Genomic DNA, 24,645 nt, shown 5'->3' on the forward strand with positions numbered 1-24,645 from the left:
TGCCTTTCGATCGGGATTACTCGAACTTTGCCTTCCAAGCAGCCAGGATGGCTGCCCGGTCTGTCTGGTCTAGAAACCGCCGCCGGCTCCGCCGCCGTCGCCGAAGCCACCGAAGCCGCCGCCGCCACCGCCGAAACCGCCGAAGCCGCCGCCGCCGAAAACGTCACCGCCGCCGCCGCCACCGAAGATCCCGCCGCCGCCGTGCGAGCCGTGTCCGCCGTGCAGGATGGAATCGATGAGGATGCCGCCGAGGATTGCCCCGCCCAGGCCGCCGCCCCGACCGCCGAACATTCCGCCGCCGCCGAAGCCGCCCATGCCGCCGCCGAAACCGTCCACATCCTCCTGGGCCATCTGGCTGGCCTGCTGCGCCAGGGCATTGGCTTGGCGGGCGTAGTGGAGCGCCTGCTCCGGATCCGAGTCGGCGATGGCCAGCGCATGGTCGAGATTTCGTTCCGCCTCCGCCAGCCGGGTGCGTGCCTCGCTGCGAACGCCGCCGCGCCGCGCCTGGATGTAATCCGAGGTGCCGGAGATCTGGGCCTGCGCGGACATGATGGCGTGCTGCAGGGCCTCGCGGGCACGCCGGTTGCGGTCCTGGGCGTCCCGGATCCCGGAGAGCGAGGCATCCAAGGGCTCCATGGCTGCCTCCAGCCGCTGCACCATCATGATCGGATCGATGCGTCCCCCGGCGACCTCCTGCCGGACGGCGGACACGGCCGCCTCCAGCCCGGCCAAGGGGCCGGCAAGCTCGGGGTGCTGCCCGGAGGCGATGATGGCCCTGGCTTGGGCGATGTCCTGGGTCGCGTCGGCGATGCTGCGTTCCATGCTCTGCCGGGCGTCCTCGAGGTCCTTGGCCGTCCTGGCGATGGCCTCCAACAGGATGTTGGCCTGGTGCAGGCTCTCCTCGGCCGCGCGCACGGCGATCACGGCGGCGCTGCGGTCTCCTTCGTCGAGCTTGTCCTGCGCGGTGTCGGCCGCGTTCTCGACGAAATCCAGTCGTTCCCCGGCCTGGCCGATGTTGTCGGCGACCTGTTGCAGCGCGCTGTCGGCGAAGCGGGCGCGAAGCTGTTCCAGCCGGGCCGTGCCGTCGTCCAGCCTGCCGCGGGTTTCCCGGGCGGCGGCCCGAGCCTGCTCAAGCGCCTGCGGTGCGGTTTTTTCCAGCTCCCGCAGCGCGTCGAAGTCCTCTTTGTGTGCCTGGAGGGAATCGTTGACTGCCTCACAGCGGCGGATGATGTCGCCCAGCCAGGCGCGCTGCTCTTCTTCGGTGTCCGGAATATGGTCATCGAGCTGCTGCTGCAGTTTGAAAGACTCCATCATGTGGGACTTGGCCGCGGTGATGTCCTGGCGGAACGGCTGCACGGCTTCGTCCCCGTACTGGGCCATGGCGAAGCCCAGTTCCTGCTCGCTCGATTTGATCGCGTCGTCGGCGGCCACCAGCAGGCTGCCGGCCTTCTTGCGAAGGTCCTCCACGGACATGGCGTCATGCGGATCCAGCGGCCGCCCGTCGGGGCCGGTCTGCAGCTGAGGCTGCGGGCGCTGGTTCTTGTTCCGCTTGAATCGGGCATACAGCAGTGCCGCGCCGCCGCCCACCACCACGACGCCGCCAATGAGCAGCACCGGGCCCAGCGAGCCGCCACCGGATCCGACGGAACCGTCACCGCCGGTGGCGGCGTCCTCGACCGCCGCCACGGCGGTCAGCGCGGCCCCTGCCCAGTCCGCTTCGCCGAGGGCAGGCCGGATCGATTGCGCGATGTTCTGGTCCTGGGAGACGACGGGGTTGCCCTCGGCCGACTGGAACAGGTATTCGCGGCCGTCGACCGCAACGGCCAGCAAGCTGTCGACGGAGCCCAGCGAGTTGAGCTCGGCCATCTCCAGCACCCACTGCTTGCGGTCGGCCGGTTCGGTGAATTCATCCACGAAGACGATGTAGACGTTCAGGCCTTCGGACTGCTGCAGCTCGCGTACCGCGTCCTCGACCTCGGCCGTCCGGGCACCGAGCACACCGGCCTGGTCCACTACGAACTCGCCCGGCGGAATGTCGACCGGCGGCACCGCGTGCGCCAGCGCTGCGGGCGCGAGAAAGACTGCCGTCAGGCCGGCTACGGCCGCCAGACGCCTGAACGGTGAGCGCATAAAGGTCCCTTCAGCAGCAGCTGGGGCCGTGGCGCCCCGGCTCATCGGCGTGGTCCTGGCCCCGGGCGGGGCGGATCCACCCACTCGTGATTCTATGGTCCTGCGTTTGGCACCGTCCACCACAGCCCTCCGCCCGCGGCGAACACTCGAGCAGCTCCTCCGCCGCATGTGGAGGACTGCGATACACCGTTTGACCCTGCGGGCGGGCGTGCGGAGGCTTCCGGCGGGGCCGCGCCCCGCCGCCGGCATACGGCTGGTTTCCAGATTCCTTACAGGAAACGTGCGACGTTATCCCAGCGAAGCCGTGCATAGTGGAATGCAGACCAAGAAAGGACCTGCCATGAGCGAGAACAACCAGGAGCCGCAGCAGCGGCCCGCCCGGCCGATGCCACCGTTGCCGCAGAATCCGCCGGCCTTCCGTGCCGAGGAGCAGCCGGCGGCAGCCGACGAGACCCAGCGGTTCCGTCGCCCGGCACCGGAAGCTGCGCGGCAGGTTTCGGCGCAAGACCAGGCCCGGCAGGAGCCCCAACACCACACCCCGCAGCAGCCTCAGTACGGCCAGCACGCCCCGGGCACGTTTGGCCAGTATGCCGTGCCGTCCTACGGCCCGGAGAACGCCGGCAGTCCAGGCGGCTACGGGGGACAGGGCCACACCCCCGGATACGGGAGCGGCAGCCACGGGCAGGGGAACGGCTACGGAAACCCGGCAGGCGGGCAGCGTGCCGGGGCGGGCGCCAGGAAACGCTTTGGCACCGGGACGCTGATCGCCGGCATGTTGCTGGCAGGCCTGGCCGGCGGTGGAGTCGCCGTGGGTTCGCAGGCGCTGGCGGACGGCTCGGCGGGCACCTCCATCACCGGCAGCGGTCCGGAGCAGCTGATCGTGAACAACACGGACTCGGTCAACGAGATCACCGCCGCGGCGGCCAAGGCCTCGCCGAGCGTGGTGACGATCTCGGTGGCCAGCGGCAACACCGGGGGATCAGGATCGGGCATCATCCTGGACACGGAGGGGCATATCCTCACCAACGCGCACGTGGTGACGCTGGGCGGCCAGACGGCTAATCCCGACGTCGAGGTGCGCACCAGCGACGGCGGCGTGCACAAGGCCAAGGTGGTCGGCACCGATCCCTTGTCGGACCTGGCCGTGATCAAGATCAATGCCAAGGGCCTCACGCCCGCGACGTTTGCCGACTCCGACAAGCTCAACGTCGGCGACACCACCATTGCCATCGGAGCGCCGCTGGGCCTGGCGGGCACCGTCACCGACGGCATCGTGTCCACCTTGAGCCGCACCATCAGCGTCTCGTCCTCCGCCGTGCCGGAAAATTCAGGCGACAGTGCCCAGCCGGGCCCGGGCGACCAGTGGAACTTCCAGTTCCCCGGCGAGGAACGGTCCTCGAACCAGGGCAGCATTTTCCTGAACGTCATCCAGACCGACGCGGCGATCAACCATGGCAACTCGGGCGGTCCGCTCGTGAACACCAACGGAGAGGTCATCGGCGTCAACGTGGCCATCGCTTCCTCGGGCGAAGACAGCGGCAGCATCGGCGTGGGCTTTTCCATCCCCAGCAACTACGCGCAGCGGATCGCCCAGGACCTGATCGAAGACGGGACGGCGAGCCACGGCCAACTCGGTGTGACGGTGACGGCCAAGCCCTCCGGCAACTCCTCCGGCAACACCCAGTTCTCGGTGGGGGCGGCCGTCGTGGAGGTGGTTGAGGGATCGCCCGCCAAGGAGGCCGGCCTGCAAAAGGGCGACGTCATCACCCGGGTGGAAAACCGAGTCATTGACGACAGCCAGTCCTTGACCGCGGCCATCCGCGAACACGCCGCCGGCAGCACCGTGCAGGTCACCTACCTGCGTGGCGGCGAAGAACGCACCGTCGACGTGACCCTGGGCGAAGGCCAGGCCTGACCGCACGTCCCCGGTGAGGCACCAGCCCTCACCGGGACGGCGCACACCGGCAGCCCCGCAGGTGTTTACCGCCGTGGGGTTTGCCGTGGCGCAGGCGGCGGCCCCGCAGGTGTTTACCGCCGCGGCGATGCCGGTAAGGTTAGGGTGTTTGCAGCGGCCCGCAACACCCGCGCGGGCCGTGGACGGCGGAAGGAAGTTCAGCGAGGATGCAAAAAGCAGCAGGCACAGCCTTGAACATCGTGGTGCTGGTCAAGCACGTACCGGACGCACAGTTCGACCGGCACCTGACCGGCGATCCGGCAACGGTGGACCGCTCGGAGAGCATCCTGTCCGAACTGGACGAATACGCCATCGAAGCCGCCCTGCAGCTGGCGGAGGAGCGCGGCGGCCCGAAGGCCGGGAACCGGGTCATCGCACTGAGCATGGGCCCGGCAGCAGCGGCCACCGCCGTGAAGAAGGCGCTCCAGATCGGCGCCACCGAAGGCATGCACGTAAACGACGATGCCCTGGCCGGCTCGGACGCCGCCGGGACGTCGCTGGTGCTGGCGGCCGCCGTCCGCAGCCTCGGCGACATCGACCTGGTGCTCACCGGGATGGCATCCACCGACGGCGAAACCTCGCTGGTTCCGGCGCAGCTGGCCGAGCGCCTGGGCCTGCCGCAGCTGACCTTCGCCGCCAGCCTGGAGGTCGACGGGACCACCGTGCGCGCCCGTCGGGACGGCGATACCCACGCCGACAGCCTGGAAGCGGAACTCCCCGCGGTGGTATCGGTCACCGACCAGATTAACGAACCGCGTTACCCGAACTTCAAGGGCATCATCGCCGCCAAGAAAAAGCCCGTGGCCACCGTGTCGCTGGCGGATTTGGGCATCGAACCCGGCGCGGTCGGCACGGCGGGTGCCTGGACCGCCGTCGCCAAGGCAGAAGCGCGGCCGCCGCGGTCGCAGGGCACCATCATCACCGATGAGGGCGACGCCGGGATCCGCCTGGTGGACTTCCTGGCCGCCCAGAACCTGCTCTAGTCCGCCACGGAAACCGCGAAGGATATCGGCACCATGACTACTGTTCTTGTCTTCATCGACCGTCCCGGTCACGCCCTGCACAAGATCCACCGGGAACTGCTCACGCTCGCCCGCAACATCGGAGAACCGGTGGCAGCATTTAACGGCGATCTCACCGACGCCCTGCGGACCGAGCTCGGGGAGTACGGCGTGGGCACCGTCTACCTGCCGGCCGCGGACGTGGACGGCGCCCTGGTGGCCCCGAAGGCCGCCTTCCTGGCGGCGGCCGTGCGCCAGGCCCCTCCGGCTGCGGTGCTGCTGGACAACACGTTCGAAGGCAAGGAGATCGCCGCACGGGCCGGCATCAAGCTGTCATCCGGGGTCATCACCGACGCCATCGACGTCTCGGCGGACCTGACGGTCACCAAGAGCGTGCTGGCCGGCGCCTATACCGTGCAGGCCAACGTCACCGAAGGCACGCCGGTCATCACCGTGAAGGCCAATGTTGTGGCCGAGGCGCCGGCGGCCCAGGCCGCGGCGCCGCAGGTCGTGACGGTCGACGCGGGGGACTTCGGCCCCGCCGCCCGCATCACCGAACGCACCGAGAAGACCGCCACCGGCCGTCCTGACCTGACCGAGGCACGCGTCGTCGTGGCCGGGGGCCGCGGCACCGGCGGCGATTTCGCGCCGATCGAAGACCTGGCCGACGCGCTCGGCGGGGCGGTGGGTGCCTCCCGGGCCGCCACCGATGCCGGCTGGATCGAGCACTCGGCGCAGGTCGGCCAGACCGGCAAGACCGTCTCGCCCCAGCTCTACATTTCCGCGGGCATCTCCGGGGCCATCCAGCAGAAGGCCGGCATGCAGACCGCCAAGGTGATTGTTGCGGTCAACAACGACGCCGACTCGCCGGTCTTCGAGATCGCCGACTTCGGCATCGTGGGCGACCTGGCCACCGTCTTGCCGCAGGCCGCCGCCGAGATCCGCCGGCGGAAGGGCTAGCGGCGGTGACGGTTGAGGAATTCCAGCCGGCACGCGTCCTGGTCTTTGCCGCGCACCCCGACGACCTGGACTTCGGGGCCGCCGGCACCATTGCCCGCTGGACCGCGGCGGGCGTTGAAGTCAGCTACTGCATCATGACCGACGGCGACGCCGGCGGCTTTGACGACGCCCAGCGCGCCGGCATCGTCGAACTGCGGGCGGCCGAGCAGGCCAAGGCCGCGGCGCTGGCCGGCGTCACCGACCTGCATTTCCTGCATCAGCCAGACGGCTACCTGGAGCCCACCCACGAGGTGATCCGCCAGGTGGTGGAGCTGATGCGCCGCATCCGGCCCGACATCGTGCTGTCCATGCACCCGGAGCGTGCCTGGGACCGGATCCAAAAGAGCCACCCGGACCATCTGGCCTGCGGAGAAATCGTCACCCGCGCGATCTACCCGGCCGTGGAAAACCCGTACGCCTATCCCGAACTGCTCGAGGCAGGGCTGGCCGCCTACAAGGTGCCGTTCCTGTGGTTCTACGGCGGGCCGCGGGAACGCGAGAACCACTACGTGGACATCACCGACCACGTCGACACGAAGCTGGCCGCCATCAGGATCCACGCGAGCCAACACCCAGACCTGGCCGCCATGGACGCCCGTGTACGCCAGAACCTGGCGGAGAACGCCATGCGCGGCGGCCTGCCCGGACGCAGCGCCGAAGCCTTCCACGTGGTGGGGATCAATACCCCGGAAACCATCGCCGGATTCTGACGCAGGCCGCCCGCCGGCCGATCTGCCGCTCACGCCGGCACGGTGGGAGACCTGCGCCCCCACGGCGTCACAATGGCCGGTCGCGCCGGGTGCGTGCGCCCGTGCCTCGGCAGGTGGCCGGCGGCGCCGGGCTACGGCGTGGCGAGCGGAATGACGACGGCGAACGGCAGGCGGGGCGATTCCGCTCCGCCGGGTGCCTCGATGGAGACGGCCAGTTCGCGGCTGGTGGAGATGCCGTCGATTACCACCGGCTTGCCCGAGGTGATGTCGGCGGCGTCGATGGTGCCGGCCGACACCGGCGCCGAACCGTCCACCGGAAGCCGCCAGACCTGGTACGTGCGCCCCTCGGACGCCTGGACGCCGTGGAACGTCAGGACGGCGGCGTTCTCGCGGAGCGACACCGAGGCATCCACGGTGCCGCCTCCCTCCAGTTCCTGCTGGCTGGCGACGACGTCCGCGGCAGCCGTGACGTCCTGGTCCGAGGTTCCGCCCACGGTTTTCGCTACGGCGATGGCCCCCACCACCACGACGACGGCGGCCAGGGCAAGCAGCAGCCACTTCGTGACGGCCGGCATCGGCCGCCGCTCGGCGTCTTCCGATCCGCCGGTGAGCTGGTCGGCGTGCAGCACGGAGGCATCGTCATCCGGTGCGTAGTCGTTGTCCCCGGGGGAGTTACCGGGGCTGGCCAGGCGATCAGATGGCTGGGGCGTATCCATAGGATTCAAGTCTATCCGTCCCCGCCGAAGGCAGGGTCCAGCCCGACACGCCGCCGCACCGCACAGCGTGGCGCTACAGTTTGGCCCCGGCAAAACCGTGCTGCCGCCACGCCTCATAGACGGCGATGGAGGCCGCGTTGGCCAGGTTCAGCGACCGCAGCGACGGAAGCATGGGCAGGCGCAGCCGCGCCGTGACGTGCGGATCCTGTTTGACCGATGCCGGCAGCCCGACCGACTCCGGCCCGAACATCAGCACGTCGCCGGGAGCGTAGGCGACGTCCGTATAGGAACGCTCCCCGTCGGACGCAAAAGCGAAGACCTGTTCCGGCTGCAGGGCGTCCCACGCAGCCTCCAGATCCGCGTGGACCCGGACCACGGCAAGATCGTGGTAGTCCAGCCCGGCGCGGCGCAGCTTGGAGTCTTCGAAGGTGAAGCCCAGCGGCTCGACCAGATGCAGTTCGGCTCCGGTGACCGCGGCCAGCCGGATGGCGTTGCCGGTATTGCCGGGGATTTCGGGGGCGTAGAAGAGGATGCGGAACACGGATTACATCCTAAACGCGCCTCAGCCGCGGCCCGGCATCCGGCTGGCGGGCGGAGCAGCGCCCGGGGGGCGGAGAAGCACGCCGTCAGGCGTGCATGCCGCCCAGCAACTTCGCGAGCGAGGGGACGTGCACGGTGTTTGGCGCCGGGCCGGAGGACAGGAACTGTTTGAGCTCGCGCACCAGCCGCGCCGCGTTGACCACGTGCACCGGGACGATCCCGTCCGGGTCGTAGCCGCGCGTGTAATCGATCACCGGTTCGTGGAGGTTCCCGTCGGCGGAGTGGATCACCGTCCAACCGGTGACATTGAGCTCCGGAAACAGTTCCTGCATCCTGCGCACCGCCGGTGCCAGCCTCGGCGGTTCCACGATCCGTCCGTCCTTGTGCAGGGTGCGGCCGTCCCAGCGGAAATTCCCCCGCGGCAGCAGCATCGAATCAATCAGTGCCAGCCGGTAGCCTGCCAACAGCGCGTGGTCGATGAAGCCGTTGTCCGCCGGCGAGTGCAAGCCGTTGACCAGCCGTGCGGACGGGATGGCCGGCAGGATCTGCCGGCTGATCAGCTGCGCCGTCAGCGCCTCGCGCCGCAGCCGGGCCCCGGCGCCGAAGATGCCACGCTTCCGCGGCGCCCCATGGATGTGTTGGCGGGCGATGTTCTCCGGCAATGCGGGGGATTCGTCCGGGGAGCCGTAGGCGGGAACATAGACGGGGGAGTCCGACGCCGACGGGCCGCGTTGTCCGGGCGCAGAGTGCCGGGGGCCGGGGCCGGCCGCGAAGGTTCCGGTGCTGTCCGTCGGGGCGCCTGGGCCGGCGGCACCGTAGGAACGGTCGTAGCGGGACCTGGCCTGCGGGTTGCTGAGGACTTCGTAGGCCTGGCTGACGCGGCGGAACTCGGCGGCATCCCCGCCATGGTCCGGGTGCGTGGCGCGGGCGGCCCGGCGGTACGCGGCCTTGATCTGGTGCGCCGTGGCATTAACCGGCAACCCCAGGACGTCGTAGTGGGATAGGGGAATCACCGGCCGCCTCTCTGTCGGGTCTCGGGAGTCCTGCGCGAAGCCAAGTGTAACTGCCGGCCGCCTGTGTCGTACCGCGACCGCGGGCCGCCGCGATGCCACAATGATCTGCTGTGACCTCGCTGCCGTCCTCTGCGCCGATCGCCGTCGCGGTCAACCCCCGTGCGTCCTTTGGAACGGCCGCCGGTGCGGGAGCGGAGGTCATGGCCGAGCTCGCCCGGCGTGGCCGCCCCGCCGTCGAGCTGCGGGCGGAAACGGGGGCCGCGCTCGCCGACCTGGTCGCCGGCGCGCTGCGCCGCGGGGTCTCCGCCCTCCTGGTGGTGGGCGGTGACGGAATGGTTCACTTAGCAGTCAACGCGCTGGCGGGCACACAGGTTCCGCTGGGCATCGTGCCGGCGGGCACCGGAAACGACTTTGGCCGGCTGTTCGGCCTGCCCGCCGGGCCGGCCGCCGCCGTCGGGCATTTCCTGCACGCCTTGGAGCAGCCGCGCAGGGTGGACCTGGGCCGGGTGACGCATCCGGACGGGTCCACGGTTTGGTTCGCCGGGGTGCTCTCGGCCGGCTTCGATGCGGCCGTCAACGACCGTGCCAACCGCTGGAGGTTCCCCCGCGGCCGGCTGCGCTATCCGCTGGCCATGCTGCGCGAACTCGCCTCCTTCCGGCCCATCCGCTACCGGCTGGTCGTGGACGGCGTGCCGCGGGAGGTCGACGCGATGCTCGTCGCCGTGGCGAACGGCCGCTCCTTTGGCGGCGGGATGCGCGTGGTGCCGGGGGCGGCGTACGACGACGGTTTGCTGGATCTGTTCATCGTCTCGCCACTGTCCCGTCGGGCCTTCGTCGGCATCTTTCCGCGCGTCTACGCCGGCCGGCACCTCGGCCATCCGGCCGTCCGCATCGAGCGGGTCGGGACGGTCCGGTTGGAGGCTGCCGGCGTCACCGCTTACGCCGACGGCGAGCGGGTGGGGAGGCTGCCGGTGTCCGTGGACGTGGTCCCCGGTGCGCTGTCCGCGGCGGTGTAACGCAACAGCAGCATCGACCCGGACTCGAGCACCTGCCGCAGTTGAAGCCGCTGCAGCGACTCGCGCGCGCCGGGAACATGGTCTGATATCCGCTTGGCGGCCCCGCCGGTTAACACCGGGCTGATCGTCAGGCACAGCTCGTCCACCAGCCCCGCCGCCTGGAAGCTGCCGAAGAGAAGCGGCCCGCCTTCGCTGTGGATCTGCTCGTAGCCGCGGGCGGCCAGCGCCTTCACCACCCGCGCCGGTTCCACCCTGGTGGTGCCGGCGTCGAGCACGTCGGCGACCGGTTCCAGCGCCCGGCGCCGGGTCGCGGGCGACGCGGCGCTGGTCAGCACGATCGGCCGCACGGGCGCGGCGGTGAAGAATGCGCTGCCCGGGTCCAGGTCCAGCGACGCCGAGACCACGGCGACAGGCGGATGCGCACTCATGCCGCGGGCCAGGCGCCACGCCTGGGACTCCGCCGAGAGCAGCTCGCCGCCGTAGCCTTCGGCCCGGATCGTTCCGGCACCGACCAGCAGGACATCGGCCAGCCTGCGCAACAGCAGGAAGACCCGCTGGTCCACCTCGTCGCCCAGGGTTCCGGAGCGGCCGGCATAGGTCGAGGCGCCGTCCAGGCTGGCCACGAAATTGAAGCGGACCCACGGGCCGGAGCGGGGGAGATCGCCGTACCAGGCCAGCAGCTGCTGGTCGGTGGCCTGCTCCGGCCCAGGCGGCAGGAGGCGCCGGATCGGGCGTGTCACGGCGCCGCCGGTTCGTTGACGTCGCCCATGTTGTGCCTCAGGCAGGACGGTTCCCGCCAGCCCATCACGGCCTCGGTCATGCGGATGGCGGAGCTGGCTTCCGCGACGTTGTGCATGCGCAGGATCCGCGCCCCGTTCATGATGCACATGACCGCTGCGGCCAGCGAGCCGGAGAGCCGTTCCTGCTTGCGCTGCGCCAGCGTCTCGCCGATGAAGTCCTTGTTGGACACCGCCGCCAGCGCCGGGTAGCCGAGGGACGCGATTTCGGCAAAGCGCCGGGTGATTTCCAACGAATGCAGCGTGTTCTTGTTCAGGTCGTGGCCCGGGTCGACGATGATTTTCCCGGCCGGGATGCCCAGGTCCAGGGCCAGCTGCACCTTTCGTCGCAGGAACCCGGCGACGTCGTCGACCACGTCGTCGTAACGGGGGCGGGGAAAGACGGTGCGTGGGGCGGCGAGCGAGTGCGTGATGACCAGATGCGCCCCGCCTTCCGCCACGACCGCCGCCAGCTCCGGGTGGTGCAATCCGGTGGTGTCGTTGATGACGTTGGCTCCGGCGCGGATGCTCGCTTCGGCCACCTCGGGCAGGAAGGTGTCGGCGGAGATGATGGCGTCCGAACCGGCCCGCACGGTCTCGATGACCGGGACAACCCGCTCGGCTTCCTCCCGCGCTGACAATGCCGGGCCCGGGGCGAACGGCACGCCGCCGATGTCCACCCAGTCCGCGCCCGCGGCCACCGCCGCCAGGGCGGCGTCGATGGCGGCCCGCCGGGTGAAGGTGCGGCCGGTGTCGTAGAAAGAGTCGGGGGTGCGGTTGATGATGGCCATCAGCGCCACCTGGCGGCGGAAGTCGATCCGTCGGACACCGAAGTCATGCACCGGGTGGTACAGCTCGGGCAGGAAGGCGCTGGACGGCGACCGCGTCGTCAGTGGCTGGCTCACAGGCTGGTCAGCTCCTTGTCGGGATTGGACAGGTCCGCGGCATCGACGCTGCGGCCGGAACGGATCAGGTCCTGGATGGGCTCCTGGACGTCCCAGATATTTACATTCATACCAGCCACCACCTTGCCCTCACGCAGCCAGAACGCGATGAACTCCAATGAGTCCAGGTCCTGGTAGTTGCCCCGGAACACCGGCTCGCCCCGCGCCGACCAGGGGAAATAGCCGGAGTACTCCATGCCGATCCCGAACTGGTCGGTGTAGAAGTACGGGATGTCGTCGTTGGACGCGTCCTGGCCCAGCATGGCGGCAGCGGCGGTCTTCCCTTGGGCCAGGGCGTTCGCCCAGTGCTCGCTGCGCAGCGGGCCGCCGTAACCGGGATGGTAGGCACGGGCAACGTCGCCGGCAGCGTAGACATGCTCGGCGGAGGTGCGCAGGGTCTGGTCGGTGTCAATGCCGCTGGACACGGCCAGCCCCGCAGCTTCGGCCAAGGCGGTGTTCGGGACGGCGCCGATGGCCACCAGGACCAGGTCGGCGGGCAGGCGCTCGCCGTTGTCCAGGACAATGCCGGCGACCCTGCCCTCCCCGCCGTTGCCGTCCTCGCCGAAAATTTCCACCGGCCAGCGACGGGTGCGCAGCAGGACGCCCTCGCGGCGGTGGGTATCGGCGAAGATGCTGCCGACGGCGTCGCCCAGGGCGGGGGCGAGCGGGATGTCGCCGCGGCCCAGGACCGTGACCTCGTTGCCGAGCTGGCGCGCCGTGGCCGCAACCTCCATGCCGATCCAGCCCATGCCGATCACGACCAGCCGCTGGTCCCCGGAAGCCAGCACGGCGTGCAGGGCCCGGCTGTCCGCCAGCGTGCGCAGGTAGTGCACGCCGCCCAGCCCGGCGCCGGGCAGCTCCAGCCTGCGCGGCGATGCCCCGGTGGCCAGCAACAGCTGCGAGTACTCCAGCGTGCCCGCATCGGCGAGCGAGACAGTACGCGCAGCGGGATCGAAGGCTTCCACCGTGGTGCCGCGCAACAGTTGGACGCCGTGCTCCGCATACCAGTCGGGCTGCTGCACGAGCCCCGACTGTTCATCCTCCCGGCCCGCCAGAAAGCCCTTGGACAGCGGCGGACGAAGATAAGGGGGCTGGTCCTCGGCGCCGGCCAGCACAATCTCGTCGCTGAAGCCGCCGCTGCGCAGCTCCCTGGCCGCTGTCGCACCGGCCAGGCCGGCCCCGGCGATGACGATCGGTTTCCCAGCCATGGCAGCGCTCCTTCATGTGCCGGCGGGCACGCGGCGGGTCCGCCCCCTGGCCGCCGATCTGATGGAAGCACCGGCAGCTGCCTGTCGGGGCAGGGCCAGATGTTCTAAAATGGGTACATCCGACTTTAGAAACCGGTTCCGGATAAGTCAATGCACCCCCCCACCGGAAAGGACCCCATGGCCGACCAGCCGCCACCCGGACTCCCTGCCGTCTCGGCCCTTGGCGACGACGTCCGCCGCCGCCTCTTCGAATTCGTCCGCTACAGCGCCGAACCGGTGACCCGGGACCAGGCAGCCGCCGCCCTGGATTTGCCGCGCAGCACCGTGTCCCTCCAACTGGACGCGCTCGCCGGGCACGGACTGCTGAGCATCGAGTTCAGGAAACTCAGCGGCAAATCAGGGCCGGGCTCCGGCCGGCCGGCCAAGGTGTACGCGGCGGCGGTGCCGGAAGTATCGGCCTCCGTGCCCGAACGTGCCTACGGCCTGGCCGGCGAGTTGCTGGCCACGGCGGTCGAGGAATCGGCCAGGACCGCCCGCCCGGCGCACGAACTGGTGGCCGAGGCCGCCCACGCCAAGGGCCGCGAGCTGGGGGCCGGCGCCGGCGGCCTGGCGGAAGCCCTCGCCGCGGCGGGCTACCGGCCGCTGCCGGACGCGGCCGGTTTCGCGCTGGGGAACTGCCCGTTCCACTTGCTGGCCCGCAGCCACACGGAAACGGTATGCGGCCTGAACCTCGCCCTGCTGCAAGGGATGCTGGCCGGCTGCGCGGACCAGTCCCACCGCGTCGCCGCAGATCCGGACGGGCCGTTCTGCTGCGCCAGGATCAACCGGCGCTGAACCGCCCGCGGGCTCCGTGCCTCCCGGGGCCGGGCGACGGGCTGCAACCAGGCGCACCGGGGCATGTAAAATATTGGCGTGCCCGTGTACCTTGACCACGCGGCGACCACGCCCCTTGTGGCGCAGGCCCTGGCCGCACTCACCCATGAACTCAGCCGCAGCGGAAACCCCTCCTCGCTGCACGGTTCCGGCCGGCGTGCCCGCAGGGTGGTCGAGGACGCCCGCGAAACCATCGCCGCCGCGGCCGGGGCGCATCCGTCCGAGGTGATTTTCACGTCCGGCGGTACCGAAGCCGACAATCTTGCCGTCAAGGGCCTGTATTGGTCCCGGCGCGACGCCGACCCCCGGCGGCGGCGGATCCTGTGTTCGCCGGTGGAGCACCATGCCGTGCTCGACACGGTGGAATGGCTGGCGAAGCATGAGGGCGCCGAGGCGGTCTGGCTGCCGGTCGACGCCCACGGCGTGGTCTCCGTCGAGGCCCTGCGGCGGGAAATCGAAGCCGACCCCGCAGCCGTGGCGTTGGTCACGGTCATGTGGGCCAACAATGAGGTCGGCAGCGTCCAGCCGATGGCAGAAATAGTCGCCGCCGCGCAGCCGCACGGCATCCCGGTCCACTCGGACGCCGTCCAGGCGTTCGGCCACCTGCGGGTGGATTTCAAGGCCTCCGGGCTGGACACCCTCGCCATCAGCGGGCACAAGATCGGCGGCCCGGTGGGGGTCGGTGCGCTGCTGGTCGGCCGGGACGTGAAGCTGACGCCCGTCCAGCACGGCGGCGGCCAGGAACGCGACATCCGGTCGGGCACCCTGGACACCCCGGCGATCGCGGCCTTCGCCGCGGCCGCGGAGGCCGCCGTCGGGCAGTTGCCGGAAGAAGCCGCACGGCTGGCGGAATTGCGCGACCGGCTCATCGCCGGCGTCGCGCGCGGCGTCCCGGAGGCGGTGTTGCGGGGCACCCCGGATCCGCAGCACGAGGGCCTGCGGTTGCCCGGCAACGCGCACTTCACCTTCCCGGGCTGCGAGGGCGATTCGCTGTTGTTCCTGCTGGACCTGGCCGGCGTGGAGTCCTCCACCGGGTCGGCCTGCACCGCGGGAGTGCCCCGGCCATCGCACGTCCTGCTGGCCATGGGGCTGAGCGAAGAAGAAGCCCGCGGGGCCCAGCGCTTCACGCTCGGGCATACAACAACCGAGTCAGACGTTGACTCACTGGTGGCAGCGTTGCCGGAGGCATACGCGCGGGCCAGGAAGGCCGGGATGGCCGGCCACGTCTCCAGCATCCAGACCGCGGGCACGCAGTTCGGCTGAGGCCTCGGCGGACCGGGCAGGTGCGGTGGGGTACACGGAACGTGGCGGCCGCGGGGACACGACAACGAATCAGTAGGGAAACGAATTCATGAAGGTACTGGCAGCGATGAGCGGCGGCGTAGACTCCGCCGTGGCGGCGGCACGGGCGGTGGAGGCCGGCCACGACGTGGTGGGCGTGCACCTGGCCCTGAGCCGGATGCCCGGCACACTCCGCACCGGCAGCCGCGGCTGCTGCACCATCGAGGATTCGCGTGACGCCTGGCGTGCCTGCGACATTCTGGGCATCCCGTACTACGTCTGGGATTTCTCCGAGCGGTTCAAGGAAGACGTGGTGGACGATTTCATCGCCGAATACGCCGCCGGCCGGACGCCGAACCCCTGCATGCGCTGCAACGAGCGGATCAAGTTCGCCGCGCTGCTGGAGAAGGCACTGGCGCTGGGGTTCGACGCGGTATGCACCGGCCACTACGCCAAGGTCATCGAGGACGAGCACGGCAACCGCGAACTGCACCGCGCCGCCGACTGGGCCAAGGACCAGTCCTACGTGCTGGGCGTGCTCACCCACGAACAGCTGAAGCATTCCATGTTCCCGCTGGCCGAAACGCCGTCCAAGGCCGAGGTGCGCGCCGAGGCGGCGGCGCGCGGGCTCTCCGTGGCGAACAAGCCGGACAGCCACGACATTTGTTTTATTTCCGACGGCGACACCCGCGGCTGGCTGGCCGAAAAGATCGAGATGGAATCGGGATCCATCGTTGACCAGGACGGCCAGGTGGTCGGCGAACACGAGGGCGCCAATGCCTTCACCGTCGGCCAGCGCCGCGGACTGAAGCTGGGCCGGCCGGCGCAGGACGGCAAGCCGCGGTTCGTGCTGGAGATCCGGCCCAAGGAGAACAAGGTGGTGGTGGGCCCCGAGGACCTGCTGGCCGTCGACCAAATGCGCGGCATCAAGGTCTCTTGGGCGGGCCTGCCGTTGCCCGAGGTCGAGGCGCACACCGAGTTTGACTGCATGGTGCAGGTCCGCGCGCACGGCGACCCGGTGGCGGCGCGGGCGCAGGCGGAAGTTGGCGAGGATGGCCGGCAGCAGTTGGTCGTGACCCTCATCGAGCCGATGCGCGGCGTGGCCCCGGGCCAGACCATGGTGCTCTACCAAGGAACGAGGGTGCTGGGCCAGGCAACCATCGATTCGGCGCGTTCGCTGAGCTGGGACCCTGCCAACGTTTCCTAGATGACGCGGCACGCGCGGTGCGGAACACCTTCGTCCGCCGCGCCGGCGGCGGTCGTCCTTTCACGCCGGGGACGCGGGCCGGGACGGGCGGTGCTTCACAGAGCGGTAACCGGTGCACCTCCCGCGCGGGCCGAACCATAAACTGGTGGCATGACCGACCCCCACCTTGCCGATGACTACGACCCGACCGCCAGCTCCCTCTCCGATCAGGTAGCGCCCGAGGTGATGGCGGAGCTGTTGGCGGTGCGGGGAAGCATCGACAACATCGACGCAACGCTGGTCTATTTGCTCGCCGAGCGGTTCAAGGCGACCCAGCGGGTGGGGTACCTGAAGGCCGCGCACAAACTGCCGCCGGCTGACCCCGATCGCGAGACCGCTCAGATCAACCGGTTGCGGCGGCTGGCCGAAGAAGCGCATTTGGATCCGGCCTTCGCCGAGAAGTTCCTGAACTTCATCATTTCGGAGGTCATCAGGCACCATCAGGCCATCTCCGACGAGCACAACGGCGGCAACTGACGTGGCCGCCGGTTCCCACGGGCCTGCCGCCGACGTGCCCACCGCCGGGCGGCCCGCCCACGTGAGCGCCACCGGGCTGGGCAGCTGGCCCGGCACGGAACCAGCCGAGGCCGCGCGCATCGTCCGCGGTGAACTGGGCGAGCCGAACCTGCCGCATCTGGTCGAGCTGCCGGACCGAGGCGCCGGGTCGGATCCGACCGCACGAACCGCGGGCATGCTGGAGGGGCTGTTCATCGATCTGCAGCCGCACGGCTGGCGCTTGGTGGACCGTCCGGGGCAGGATCACCGCAGGACCGTGTCCGCGCTGCGGACCGACCTGAACGTGCTGGCCGATGTGGTCGGCGCCGAAGACCGCCCCGGCAGCCAACTCAAAATCCAAATGCGCGGACCGATGTCCCTGGCCGCCAACCTCCACCTGCACAACGGCGAACGCGCCCTGATCGACGCCGGCGCCCGGCGGGACCTCGCCCAGTCGCTCGCGGCAGGCGCGGCCGGACACCTGGCCAACGTCAGGGCCGCGCTGCCGGCCGGCACGGAACTGGTGGTCCAGCTCGAGGAGCCGGAGCTCGATGCCGTGCTGGCCGGGACCATCCCCACGGCCAGCGGATACCGCACGCTGCGCGCGGTCGCGGCCACGGAGGCCTCCGCCGGCTGGGATTTGGTGGCCGCCGCACTGCGCGATGCCGGAGCCGTGGAGGTGGTGGCCCTGGTCCCCGCCGCCGATGCGTCCCTCGACGCCGTGGCGGGCAGCGCACTGGACGGGCTCGCCCTCCCTACCGGTGCCCTGACCACCCGGCAGTGGGAGACCATCGCCGCCGCGGTGGAAGCGGACCGGACCGTGTGGGCAGGCATCATTGACCCGGCCGCGGGCGCCGTTCCGCAGGTCAGCGCGCTCGTCGATGCGGTCGTCCGTCCCTGGCGGCAGCTGGGCCTGCCGTTGACGCGGCTGCCCCGGGTGAGGATCACGCCCTCCGCCGGCCTGGCCGGACGTTCGCCGGAGACGGCGCGCGCGGTGGTCAAGCGGCTCACCCAGACGGCCGACGCCCTGAACCAGGTCGTCGCCGAGGCATGAGCCCGGAGCGGCTCCGCCCGGAGCGGCTCCGACAAGAGCCGGCGGCGGGCGGCCGGCAAAGAATCCCGGATTGCGCGCTGTGTTGGACTTCGATTAGGCGTGCACCGCGTACGTAAAGGATCCGGAGTATTCCAGCACGGTGCCGAGTTGGCGCTGGATGACCTTTGTCCGGATCCGGAAACGGCCCTCGGATCCGTCCCACCACTGTTCCGTGAAGGCCGCGGCATCCAGCAGCAGCGGAAGCCCGATGGTGAGCGGGCCGGCTGATATCCGGCATCGCCGCGACGCGAGGCGCATCCGGCCGTCGGCACCGACCGAGCACGCCACGTCCGTCAGCAGCCGACCGCTGCGGCCCAGCGCACCGACGGGCCGGCGCAGATCGTCGTCCCAGCTGGTCCGGTCCTCCACGATCCGGGTCCGGTCGTCGAAGCTGAGCGTCCTGACGGCGGTGAGCTCCGGCTGGCCGCTGGCGTTCAGGGAAGCCCGGTTCTCGATGCTGAAGGGCACATTCTGCTGGTACTCGGGGAACAGAGCGTTGTCGCCGCTGGTCAGGCCGAGGAACGGCCGCATCGCCGGAACCGGGCAGCCGGCGACGTCGAACAGGCCGGACCCGATGCCCCGGGCTTCGTGTCGGCCGTCGTCCGCTGCCGGCGGGGCGAGCGAGAAGTATTCCTGCAGTTCGGGCGCCAGACGGGGAAAGTCCGGCCCCAGGGCCATCTGGTAGACGGAAACCATTGCATCACCATCCGGGTCGGGAGGCGGGCCGGCCAGGCAGGCCGGCAGCGGGGTCCATGGCGGTTACAGCCGTCCGGCGGCTTTGAGCCGGATGTACAGGTCGGCCAGTTGAGGCGGCAGTTCGTGCGGGGGAGCGTCCACCACTTCCGCGCCGAACTGGCGGATCCGCGCGGCGACTGCCGCCCGTTCCAGCACGGCACGCTCGGCGGCGGCGGCCCGGTACGTGTCGTCGGCGGTCCCGCGGACGGCGCGCAGCCGGTCCACGTGCGGATCGCTGACGGAGGCGACCACCACGGTGTGCTTGGCGGTCAACTGGGCCAGCACCGGCAGCAGCCCCTCCTCCGCCGCCCCGGAGTCCAGCGAGGTCAGCAGCACGACCAGCGACCGGTGCGAGGACAGGGCGTGGATCTCCGCGGGTATCTGCGACCAGTCCGCTTCGATCAGTTCCGGTTCCAGCGGGGCCATGGCGTTGACCAGCTGGTTGAGCAGGTTGCCCTTGGCCGCGGAGGCAACCCTGGCCCGCGGCCGCCGGTCGAAGGCCAAAAAATCCACGCGGTCGCCGCCGCGCTCGGCGAGCACGGCCAGCAGCAGCGACGCCTCGATTCCGGTGTCCAGCCGCGGCTCGTCCTCGATCCGTGCGGCCGAGGTGCGGGAGGTGTCCAGCACGATCACTACCCGGCGGTCGCGTTCGGGACGCCAGGTGCGGACGACGACGGCCTGCCGCCGGGCGGTGGCGCGCCAGTCGATGGAGCGCACGTCGTCGCCGCGCACGTAGTCGCGCAGCGAATCGAACTCGGTGCCGGCCCCGCGGATTTGCACTGCCACGCGGCCGTCCAGTTCGCGCAGCTTGCGCAGCTTGGAGGGCAGGTGCCGCTTGGAATGGAACGGCGGCAGCACCCGCAGCCGGCCGGGCAGGGCGATGGTGATCTGGCGCGCGGCCACCCCCAGCGGCCCCAGCGACCGGACGGTGACGTGGTGCGCCTGCAGGTCGCCGCGGCGCTGCGGCGTCAGCTGCACCTCGACCAGCCGCCGTTCCCCCGGCGCGAGGCGCGCGCGCTGCTCCGGGTTGGTGGCGCCGGCCGAGGGCTGCCAGCCGTCGCGCACCACGGCCCGCAGCCGGCGGCGGCCATTGTTTGCCAGCAGCAGCCTGGCCGTCACGGATTCCCCCAGCCGGACATTCGACGGCAGCCTCCGCTGCAGCCCGACGCGGCGCGGCGACAGCGCCAGCGACAGGTCCACGCCGACCGCCGCGGCCAGCAGCAGGCAGCACACCAGGGCCGTGACCGGGCGCGGGAAGAGCATCAGCGGGATGACGCCCGCCAGGGCCAGCAGGACGAAACGTCCGGTGATCGCCACGGCGTCACTCAGCGGGGAACCGGCACGGTGGCCAGGATGCTCTGCAGTACGTCGTCGGCCTGCACTCCGTCCATCTGCGCCTCCGGCCGCAGTCCCACCCGGTGCCGCAGCGCCGGCAGGGCCATCGCCTTGACGTCGTCCGGCGTGACAAAACCGCGGCCGTTAAGCCACGCCCATGCCCGGGAGGTGTTGAGCAGGGCTGTGGCGCCGCGCGGCGAAACGCCCAGCTGGAACGACGGCGCGGACCGCGTGGCCCGGACCAGGTCCACGATGTAGCCGACCACCTCCGGCGCGATCGCCACCCGGGCCACGGCGGCCCGGGCCCGCACCAGGTCCTCGGCGGAGGCGGCGGCCCGCACCCCGGCGGCCTGCAGGTCGCGCGGGTCGAAGCCCTGGCTGTGGCGGCGGATGATTTCGATTTCCGCGTCCCGGTCGGGCAGGTGCATGGTGAGCTTCAGCAGGAAGCGGTCCAACTGCGCTTCCGGCAGCGGGTAGGTGCCCTCGTATTCCACCGGGTTCTGCGTGGCCGCCACGATGAACGGTTCGGGCAGCTTCCGTGAGGTGCCGTCCACCGACACCTGGCGTTCTTCCATCGCTTCCAGCAGCGAGGCCTGCGTCTTCGGCGGCGTCCGGTTGATTTCGTCGGCCAGGAGGATGTTCGTGAAGACAGGGCCCTCCCGGAAGCGGAATTCGGCCGTGTGGGTGTCGTAAATCATGGAGCCCGTGACATCGCCCGGCATCAGGTCGGGCGTGAACTGGATCCGTTTGGTGTCCAGGCTCAAGGCTGCGGAGAGCGAGCGGACCAGCAGCGTCTTGGCGACGCCGGGCACTCCCTCCAGCAGCACATGCCCGTGCGACAGCAGGGCGATCAGCAGCCCGGTGACGGTGGCATCCTGGCCCACCACTGCCTTCGCCACTTCGGTGCGGACGTCATGCAGGGTCTGGCGCAGGCGGTCGTCGTCGGCGGGCGGCGTGGCGACGGCCGGCCCTCCGCCGTACTGGGATGCCTGCCGCTGTCCTGGCTGATCGCTCATCGGTGCGTTACCTCTTTCTCTAGCTGCTGCAGTTCTTGTGCCCAGGCCGCCAGCCGGGCTTCGGTGCCGGGTGCCTCGTGGCGCAGGAGGCGCTCCAGTTCGGCACGCGGGCGGCTGCTGTCCCGGGCTACCGCATCGACGACGTCGGCGCTCGCGGCGCCTGCGGGCAGCCGCAGGTGGGCGGCGAGCCGGGTCAGGGTGGCGGCGCGCAGGTTGTCGGCGGCGTGGTTCACGGCCTTGGCGCTCCGGTACAGCCGGGCACGGCCCTCGATCGTCTCGGCCGAGCGGACCACCACCGGCAACGGCTCGGACACCAGGGGCCCGAGCCGGCGTCCGCGCCAGAACATCGCGGCGACGCCGACGGCCATGAGCCACAGGGACACCGGAAGCACCCAGGCGGGCAGCAGGCTCATGGGGTTGACCGCTTCGCCGGACACCGGAAGGTCCTCCAGTCCCGCCCGGTACCACACCAGCCGCTCGGTGGCTCCCAGCGTGCGCAGGGCCAGCGCGGCGTTGCCGGCGCGGACGACGCCTTCGTTGCTGAGCACATGGCCGGCGCCGAGCACGATGGTGGCTCCGTCGTCGGACACGACGAAGGGCGCCGCGTCATCGGCCGGTGTCTCGAAGGCGAAGCACAGCTCGCCGCCGCCGCGGTAGGCCAAGCCGCCGCGGGTGATTTCGCCGGCCGCGGCGGGGCCGGGCAGGCCGCAGGCGGCCGCGAGGTTGCCCCCGTCGGCAGGGACGACGCCGGCGGCCCGGACGCCGGGGGCAAGGGCCCGCAGCGCCTCAAAGCCGGGCTCGAGCAGCACGATCCGCGCGGCCTGCTCCTTCAGCGGTTTCAGCTGCCCGGCGGTCAGGTAGCCGTCCGGGTCGTGGATCAGCAGGGCGGCGTCGCCTGCCGTCAGCTGGTCCCGGGTCTCCTGCAGCGAATTCGTGGCGGTCACCTGCACCCCCTGCTGGCGAAGCACTTCGGCCACGGCCTGGGCCCCGTTGGGCGCGGCGTTGCCGGGGGAGAGGTCGGCGCGGTCGGCGGCCGGGCCGCGGAGCAGTTCCAGCGCCACGACGCCGCACAGCAGCACCAGCAGCAGGAGCCAGAAGCTCCACCGGCGCAGCCGGTCGCGCAGCGTGGACAGCACCGAGCCGCCGTCGCCGACGGTTTCCGGCAGGTCTCCGGGTGCGCCGCCGGTTCCGGTGGTGCCTCCGGCGAAGCTGTTGGCTGCCGCAGCAGTCCGGTCCGCGGCGCGTGCGTGGCTCATCGCGGAACCGCCAGCGGCGCCGGGCCGCTGCCGCCCGGCTGCGGGGAGGCCGCGGCCAGGGAATCGTCCAGGGCCGCCAGCTGGTCAAGGTCCGCACGCGTGGCGGGAACGTTGCCGTACCGCACGGCGTCGAACCGGTTGGCCGCAACCCGCAGCCGCCCGGCCTCGGCGCCGAACGCGGCGGCGATGCCTGCGGCCGCTTCGTCGGCGGTGCGGCCCGGCCGGGCATCCAGGACCACCCGCTCTTCCATCGAGCGCACCAGCGCGCGGAACCGCTCCGTCAGCGCCGCATCCCAGTCGCCCCGGTCCGCGGCCGCCCGGGACTTGCGGCGGTGTTCGTCGGCTGTGAGCGGGACGGCGCCGTCGAACATCTCCGCCGCCGCGCGGCTGCGGGCGTTGCGCCGGGGCTTGATCAGCCACACGGCCGCGCCGATCAGCAGCAGGGCGGCCAGGACCAGGACCAGCGTGCCGAGATTGGGGCTGAAGCCATTGAGTTGGGCGACCAGCCCGGCCAGCCAGTCGAGGATGGCCTGCAGCACCGATTCCAAGACCCCGGGCCGGGCATCCTGGTACTCCTCCTTGGCCAGTTCGCGGACGAGCAGTTCGCGCGCCTCTTCCGGCCCCGGCTCCACCGGGACCTCGAAGGGGACAGCTGCGGAACCCGGTGCCGCTGCCGCGATGCCCGGGGCGTGCACGGTCACGTCGGCCAGGGGCCGGCCGGCCCGGGAACCGCGGGGCCGGGTGCCGCGCCCGCGCCGAGTCCCGGAATGGTCCGGGTCTCCCGGCCGCCGGAGGCTTCATGTTCGCGCAACAGCACGACGTCGAACCCTTCGCGGCGGATCCTCAGGTCGATGTAGACCAGGGCGATCACGGCCGCTTGGAAGGCGTAGCCGATGGCCGAGAAGATGGAAGACAGCAGCATCGAGACCAGCGTGAGCGGCCCCATGGTCGCCAGCATGCTCTCGGGCGATGTGGGGTCGCCCAGCAGCGGACCGGCGAGTCCCACGATGAACGAGATGGGCATGCTGACCACGGAGGTGATCACCGTGACGATGATGGTGCACAAGAGGATGATGCCAAAGGTCCGCCACCAGCTGCGGTCGGTCAGCTGCCACGACCGGGCGAGCGCCCGGAAGACCGAGGCGCGTTCCATGATGATCACCGCAGGTGCCAGCATCAGCTTGATGCCGATCCAGACGGATACCGCCGTCAGGCCCACAATGATCAGCACGATGATCCAGGCCGAGGACACGCCGAGCTGGTCGGCCAGGAAGAAGGAGCCGGCGATGATCGCGACCAGTGCGGCAGCGGTGAGGGCGAGATAGAGCAGGGCCAGCCCGACCAGCGCACCGATCCGGCCCTTCGCAAGCGCGAACATCAGGCCGAAGCCGGTTTTCTGGTTGACCGCGGCCCGGGCGGTGGGAATGGCGAGGACGCCCTGCAGGACCAGGATCCCCACCCCGGACAGCAGGCCGAGCACGAGCGAGGAGATGATGATGGACAGGCCGAAGGCCACCGCGGATGCATCCGTGAGTTCCTCGTTGGCCATGACCTGCAGGCCGCCGAAGGCCGAAATGATCAGCCCGCCGACCAGCCAGGCCAGCGCGCTGACGACCACCTGGAGCAGCACCGCGGTGCCGAAGACCGCCGCGGCGTTCTTGCGGGCCGCCTGGAAGGCGCCGTCGAGGATCTCGCCGACGCCGAGCGGACGCAGCGGGATGACGCCCGGTTTCGGCGGAGCCACATAGCCGCGGTAAGGGCCCGGACCTGCGGGCGCCGGCCAGCCTCCCTGCTGCTGTGCGCCGGGCGCGGGCTGTCCCCACTGCGGCTGCGGGTTCCACCCGGACTGGGAGGGCGCCGGCCAACCTTCCTGCTGCTGTGCGCCGGGCGCGGGCTGTCCCCACACCGGCTGCGGGTTCCATCCGGGCTGGGAGGGCGGAGGCTGCTGGCCCGGCGGCGCCCACGTCGGGTGTTGCGCGCCCGGCCCGGGCTGTCCCCAGGCCGGCGGCTGGCCCCACACCGGCTGCTGCCCCCACGCAGGCTGGCCCGGCGCCTGGCTGTCGGCCCCGGCGCCGTTGCCGGGGCCCGTGCCGTCGGGGCCCTGGCCTTGCGGATCCCTGCTGTCGTGCCCGGCGTCATTGGCCCCGTGGCTCATCGCGTCCCGTCTTCCTCATCTCGTGTCGCCGGCTGCGGGAGGCCTCCGGCGAAGTGTTAGCCTCTCATCAGCCTATAGTTTCGGTCCGCCAGTTCCTACCATCCCGGCGCGGGCCCGCCGTGGGCGCAGTGTCGGTGTGCCCTGTGCGTCGTT

At 70.9% G+C, this 24,645-nt stretch carries 23 protein-coding genes; 10 read left to right on the plus strand and 13 right to left on the minus strand.

What is annotated here, in order from left to right; translation table 11 throughout:
* Positions 1–69 precede the first annotated feature (69 nt).
* Complete coding sequence (locus AC5RTY_RS08500) at positions 70–2,130, minus strand: TPM domain-containing protein (RefSeq protein WP_494139363.1); 2,061 nt, start codon at positions 2,128–2,130, stop codon at positions 70–72.
* A 340-nt stretch (positions 2,131–2,470) separates the two neighbouring features.
* Between AC5RTY_RS08500 and AC5RTY_RS08505 the strand changes: the two genes are divergently transcribed.
* The 4 genes from AC5RTY_RS08505 to AC5RTY_RS08520 all read left to right on the plus strand — a co-directional run bounded on the left by AC5RTY_RS08505 (position 2,471) and on the right by AC5RTY_RS08520 (position 6,794).
* Positions 2,471–4,045, plus strand: a complete 1,575-nt coding sequence (locus AC5RTY_RS08505) for a S1C family serine protease (RefSeq protein ID WP_494139364.1) — start codon at positions 2,471–2,473, stop codon at positions 4,043–4,045.
* A gap of 206 nt (positions 4,046–4,251) precedes the next feature.
* Positions 4,252–5,067, plus strand: coding sequence for an electron transfer flavoprotein subunit beta/FixA family protein (locus AC5RTY_RS08510; RefSeq protein WP_494000244.1), 816 nt, complete (start codon positions 4,252–4,254; stop codon positions 5,065–5,067).
* Between the two features lie 33 nt (positions 5,068–5,100).
* The gene (locus AC5RTY_RS08515) at positions 5,101–6,045 is read left to right on the plus strand and encodes an electron transfer flavoprotein subunit alpha/FixB family protein (protein ID WP_494049690.1); all 945 of its coding nucleotides are present in this window, start codon (positions 5,101–5,103) and stop codon (positions 6,043–6,045) included.
* Between the two features lie 5 nt (positions 6,046–6,050).
* Entirely contained in the window at positions 6,051–6,794 is a 744-nt protein-coding gene (locus tag AC5RTY_RS08520) for a PIG-L deacetylase family protein (protein WP_494012533.1), read from the plus strand.
* 131 nt (positions 6,795–6,925) lie between these two features.
* On the opposite strand, the gene AC5RTY_RS08525 is transcribed toward AC5RTY_RS08520, so the two are convergent.
* The 3 genes from AC5RTY_RS08525 to AC5RTY_RS08535 all read right to left on the minus strand — a co-directional run bounded on the left by AC5RTY_RS08525 (position 6,926) and on the right by AC5RTY_RS08535 (position 9,063).
* Positions 6,926–7,510: an anti-sigma factor gene (locus AC5RTY_RS08525; RefSeq protein WP_494012532.1), complete on the minus strand. Its 585-nt coding sequence runs from the start codon at positions 7,508–7,510 to the stop codon at positions 6,926–6,928.
* A 73-nt stretch (positions 7,511–7,583) separates the two neighbouring features.
* Positions 7,584–8,051 (minus strand): tRNA (cytidine(34)-2'-O)-methyltransferase, encoded by a 468-nt coding sequence (locus AC5RTY_RS08530; protein ID WP_494049692.1) that lies wholly within the window; start codon positions 8,049–8,051, stop codon positions 7,584–7,586.
* Between the two features lie 85 nt (positions 8,052–8,136).
* Positions 8,137–9,063: a J domain-containing protein gene (locus AC5RTY_RS08535; RefSeq protein ID WP_494022665.1), complete on the minus strand. Its 927-nt coding sequence runs from the start codon at positions 9,061–9,063 to the stop codon at positions 8,137–8,139.
* A 110-nt stretch (positions 9,064–9,173) separates the two neighbouring features.
* On the opposite strand from AC5RTY_RS08535, the gene AC5RTY_RS08540 reads away from it, so the two are divergent.
* Positions 9,174–10,079 (plus strand): diacylglycerol kinase family protein, encoded by a 906-nt coding sequence (locus AC5RTY_RS08540; RefSeq protein ID WP_494139365.1) that lies wholly within the window; start codon positions 9,174–9,176, stop codon positions 10,077–10,079.
* Here the strand turns inward: AC5RTY_RS08540 and AC5RTY_RS08545 are convergent.
* Genes AC5RTY_RS08545 through AC5RTY_RS08555 form a run of 3 tightly spaced genes read right to left on the minus strand, consistent with a single transcriptional unit; the run spans position 10,001 to position 13,007 of the window.
* The gene (locus AC5RTY_RS08545; protein WP_494139366.1) at positions 10,001–10,819 is read right to left on the minus strand and encodes a pyrimidine reductase family protein; all 819 of its coding nucleotides are present in this window, start codon (positions 10,817–10,819) and stop codon (positions 10,001–10,003) included. The two genes, AC5RTY_RS08540 and AC5RTY_RS08545, sit on opposite strands and share 79 nt — an antisense overlap.
* Positions 10,816–11,760 carry a dihydropteroate synthase gene (gene folP, locus AC5RTY_RS08550; protein ID WP_494128640.1) on the minus strand — a complete coding sequence of 315 codons (945 nt, stop codon included), beginning with the start codon at positions 11,758–11,760 and terminating at the stop codon, positions 10,816–10,818. The genes AC5RTY_RS08545 and folP overlap by 4 nt, the downstream gene beginning before the upstream one ends.
* Positions 11,757–13,007 (minus strand): NAD(P)/FAD-dependent oxidoreductase, encoded by a 1,251-nt coding sequence (locus tag AC5RTY_RS08555; protein ID WP_494139367.1) that lies wholly within the window; start codon positions 13,005–13,007, stop codon positions 11,757–11,759. Before AC5RTY_RS08555 ends, folP begins: the two co-directional genes overlap by 4 nt.
* A 177-nt stretch (positions 13,008–13,184) precedes the next feature.
* On the opposite strand from AC5RTY_RS08555, the gene AC5RTY_RS08560 reads away from it, so the two are divergent.
* From AC5RTY_RS08560 to AC5RTY_RS08580, 5 genes are all read left to right on the plus strand, one after another.
* Positions 13,185–13,841, plus strand: coding sequence for a helix-turn-helix transcriptional regulator (locus tag AC5RTY_RS08560; RefSeq protein ID WP_494139368.1), 657 nt, complete (start codon positions 13,185–13,187; stop codon positions 13,839–13,841).
* A gap of 78 nt (positions 13,842–13,919) precedes the next feature.
* Entirely contained in the window at positions 13,920–15,143 is a 1,224-nt protein-coding gene (locus AC5RTY_RS08565; protein ID WP_494012524.1) for a cysteine desulfurase family protein, read from the plus strand.
* An 88-nt stretch (positions 15,144–15,231) separates the two neighbouring features.
* Positions 15,232–16,368 carry a tRNA 2-thiouridine(34) synthase MnmA gene (gene mnmA, locus AC5RTY_RS08570; RefSeq protein WP_494139369.1) on the plus strand — a complete coding sequence of 379 codons (1,137 nt, stop codon included), beginning with the start codon at positions 15,232–15,234 and terminating at the stop codon, positions 16,366–16,368.
* A gap of 150 nt (positions 16,369–16,518) precedes the next feature.
* Positions 16,519–16,884: a chorismate mutase gene (locus AC5RTY_RS08575; protein ID WP_494022672.1), complete on the plus strand. Its 366-nt coding sequence runs from the start codon at positions 16,519–16,521 to the stop codon at positions 16,882–16,884.
* Position 16,885: 1 nt separating this feature from the next.
* On the plus strand, positions 16,886–17,956 hold the full coding sequence (locus tag AC5RTY_RS08580) for a uroporphyrinogen decarboxylase/cobalamine-independent methonine synthase family protein (protein WP_494139370.1): 1,071 nt from the start codon (positions 16,886–16,888) through the stop codon (positions 17,954–17,956).
* Positions 17,957–18,049: 93 nt separating this feature from the next.
* Here AC5RTY_RS08580 and AC5RTY_RS08585 read toward each other — a convergent pair whose 3' ends face one another.
* The 6 genes from AC5RTY_RS08585 to AC5RTY_RS08610 all read right to left on the minus strand — a co-directional run bounded on the left by AC5RTY_RS08585 (position 18,050) and on the right by AC5RTY_RS08610 (position 24,492).
* Positions 18,050–18,691, minus strand: coding sequence for a DUF4166 domain-containing protein (locus AC5RTY_RS08585; protein ID WP_494025558.1), 642 nt, complete (start codon positions 18,689–18,691; stop codon positions 18,050–18,052).
* Positions 18,692–18,754: 63 nt separating this feature from the next.
* The gene (locus AC5RTY_RS08590) at positions 18,755–20,047 is read right to left on the minus strand and encodes a DUF58 domain-containing protein (RefSeq protein WP_494139371.1); all 1,293 of its coding nucleotides are present in this window, start codon (positions 20,045–20,047) and stop codon (positions 18,755–18,757) included.
* A gap of 8 nt (positions 20,048–20,055) precedes the next feature.
* Positions 20,056–21,081 (minus strand): AAA family ATPase, encoded by a 1,026-nt coding sequence (locus tag AC5RTY_RS08595; RefSeq protein WP_494012518.1) that lies wholly within the window; start codon positions 21,079–21,081, stop codon positions 20,056–20,058.
* Positions 21,078–22,337: a DUF4350 domain-containing protein gene (locus AC5RTY_RS08600; RefSeq protein WP_494025560.1), complete on the minus strand. Its 1,260-nt coding sequence runs from the start codon at positions 22,335–22,337 to the stop codon at positions 21,078–21,080. The genes AC5RTY_RS08595 and AC5RTY_RS08600 overlap by 4 nt, the downstream gene beginning before the upstream one ends.
* The gene (locus tag AC5RTY_RS08605; RefSeq protein WP_494025561.1) at positions 22,334–23,038 is read right to left on the minus strand and encodes a DUF4129 domain-containing protein; all 705 of its coding nucleotides are present in this window, start codon (positions 23,036–23,038) and stop codon (positions 22,334–22,336) included. Before AC5RTY_RS08605 ends, AC5RTY_RS08600 begins: the two co-directional genes overlap by 4 nt.
* Positions 23,035–24,492: a glycerophosphoryl diester phosphodiesterase membrane domain-containing protein gene (locus AC5RTY_RS08610; RefSeq protein ID WP_494101745.1), complete on the minus strand. Its 1,458-nt coding sequence runs from the start codon at positions 24,490–24,492 to the stop codon at positions 23,035–23,037. The genes AC5RTY_RS08605 and AC5RTY_RS08610 overlap by 4 nt, the downstream gene beginning before the upstream one ends.
* Between the last annotated feature and the right edge of the window lie 153 nt (positions 24,493–24,645).

The organism is Arthrobacter sp. Y3224055 (assembly GCF_059090825.1).

Bases quoted from the DNA above. Each gene is read 5' to 3' on its own strand.
- AC5RTY_RS08610 (WP_494101745.1), bottom strand. From the start codon at position 24,492: ATGAGCCACGGGGCCAATGACGCCGGGCACGACAGCAGGGATCCGCAA.
- AC5RTY_RS08585 (WP_494025558.1), bottom strand. From the start codon at position 18,691: ATGGTTTCCGTCTACCAGATGGCCCTGGGGCCGGACTTTCCCCGTCTG.
- mnmA (WP_494139369.1), top strand. From the start codon at position 15,232: ATGAAGGTACTGGCAGCGATGAGCGGCGGCGTAGACTCCGCCGTGGCG.
- AC5RTY_RS08560 (WP_494139368.1), top strand. From the start codon at position 13,185: ATGGCCGACCAGCCGCCACCCGGACTCCCTGCCGTCTCGGCCCTTGGC.
- AC5RTY_RS08555 (WP_494139367.1), bottom strand. From the start codon at position 13,007: ATGGCTGGGAAACCGATCGTCATCGCCGGGGCCGGCCTGGCCGGTGCG.
- AC5RTY_RS08595 (WP_494012518.1), bottom strand. From the start codon at position 21,081: ATGAGCGATCAGCCAGGACAGCGGCAGGCATCCCAGTACGGCGGAGGG.
- AC5RTY_RS08510 (WP_494000244.1), top strand. From the start codon at position 4,252: ATGCAAAAAGCAGCAGGCACAGCCTTGAACATCGTGGTGCTGGTCAAG.
- AC5RTY_RS08525 (WP_494012532.1), bottom strand. From the start codon at position 7,510: ATGGATACGCCCCAGCCATCTGATCGCCTGGCCAGCCCCGGTAACTCC.
- AC5RTY_RS08515 (WP_494049690.1), top strand. From the start codon at position 5,101: ATGACTACTGTTCTTGTCTTCATCGACCGTCCCGGTCACGCCCTGCAC.
- AC5RTY_RS08600 (WP_494025560.1), bottom strand. From the start codon at position 22,337: ATGAGCCACGCACGCGCCGCGGACCGGACTGCTGCGGCAGCCAACAGC.
- AC5RTY_RS08500 (WP_494139363.1), bottom strand. From the start codon at position 2,130: ATGCGCTCACCGTTCAGGCGTCTGGCGGCCGTAGCCGGCCTGACGGCA.
- AC5RTY_RS08575 (WP_494022672.1), top strand. From the start codon at position 16,519: ATGACCGACCCCCACCTTGCCGATGACTACGACCCGACCGCCAGCTCC.
- AC5RTY_RS08505 (WP_494139364.1), top strand. From the start codon at position 2,471: ATGAGCGAGAACAACCAGGAGCCGCAGCAGCGGCCCGCCCGGCCGATG.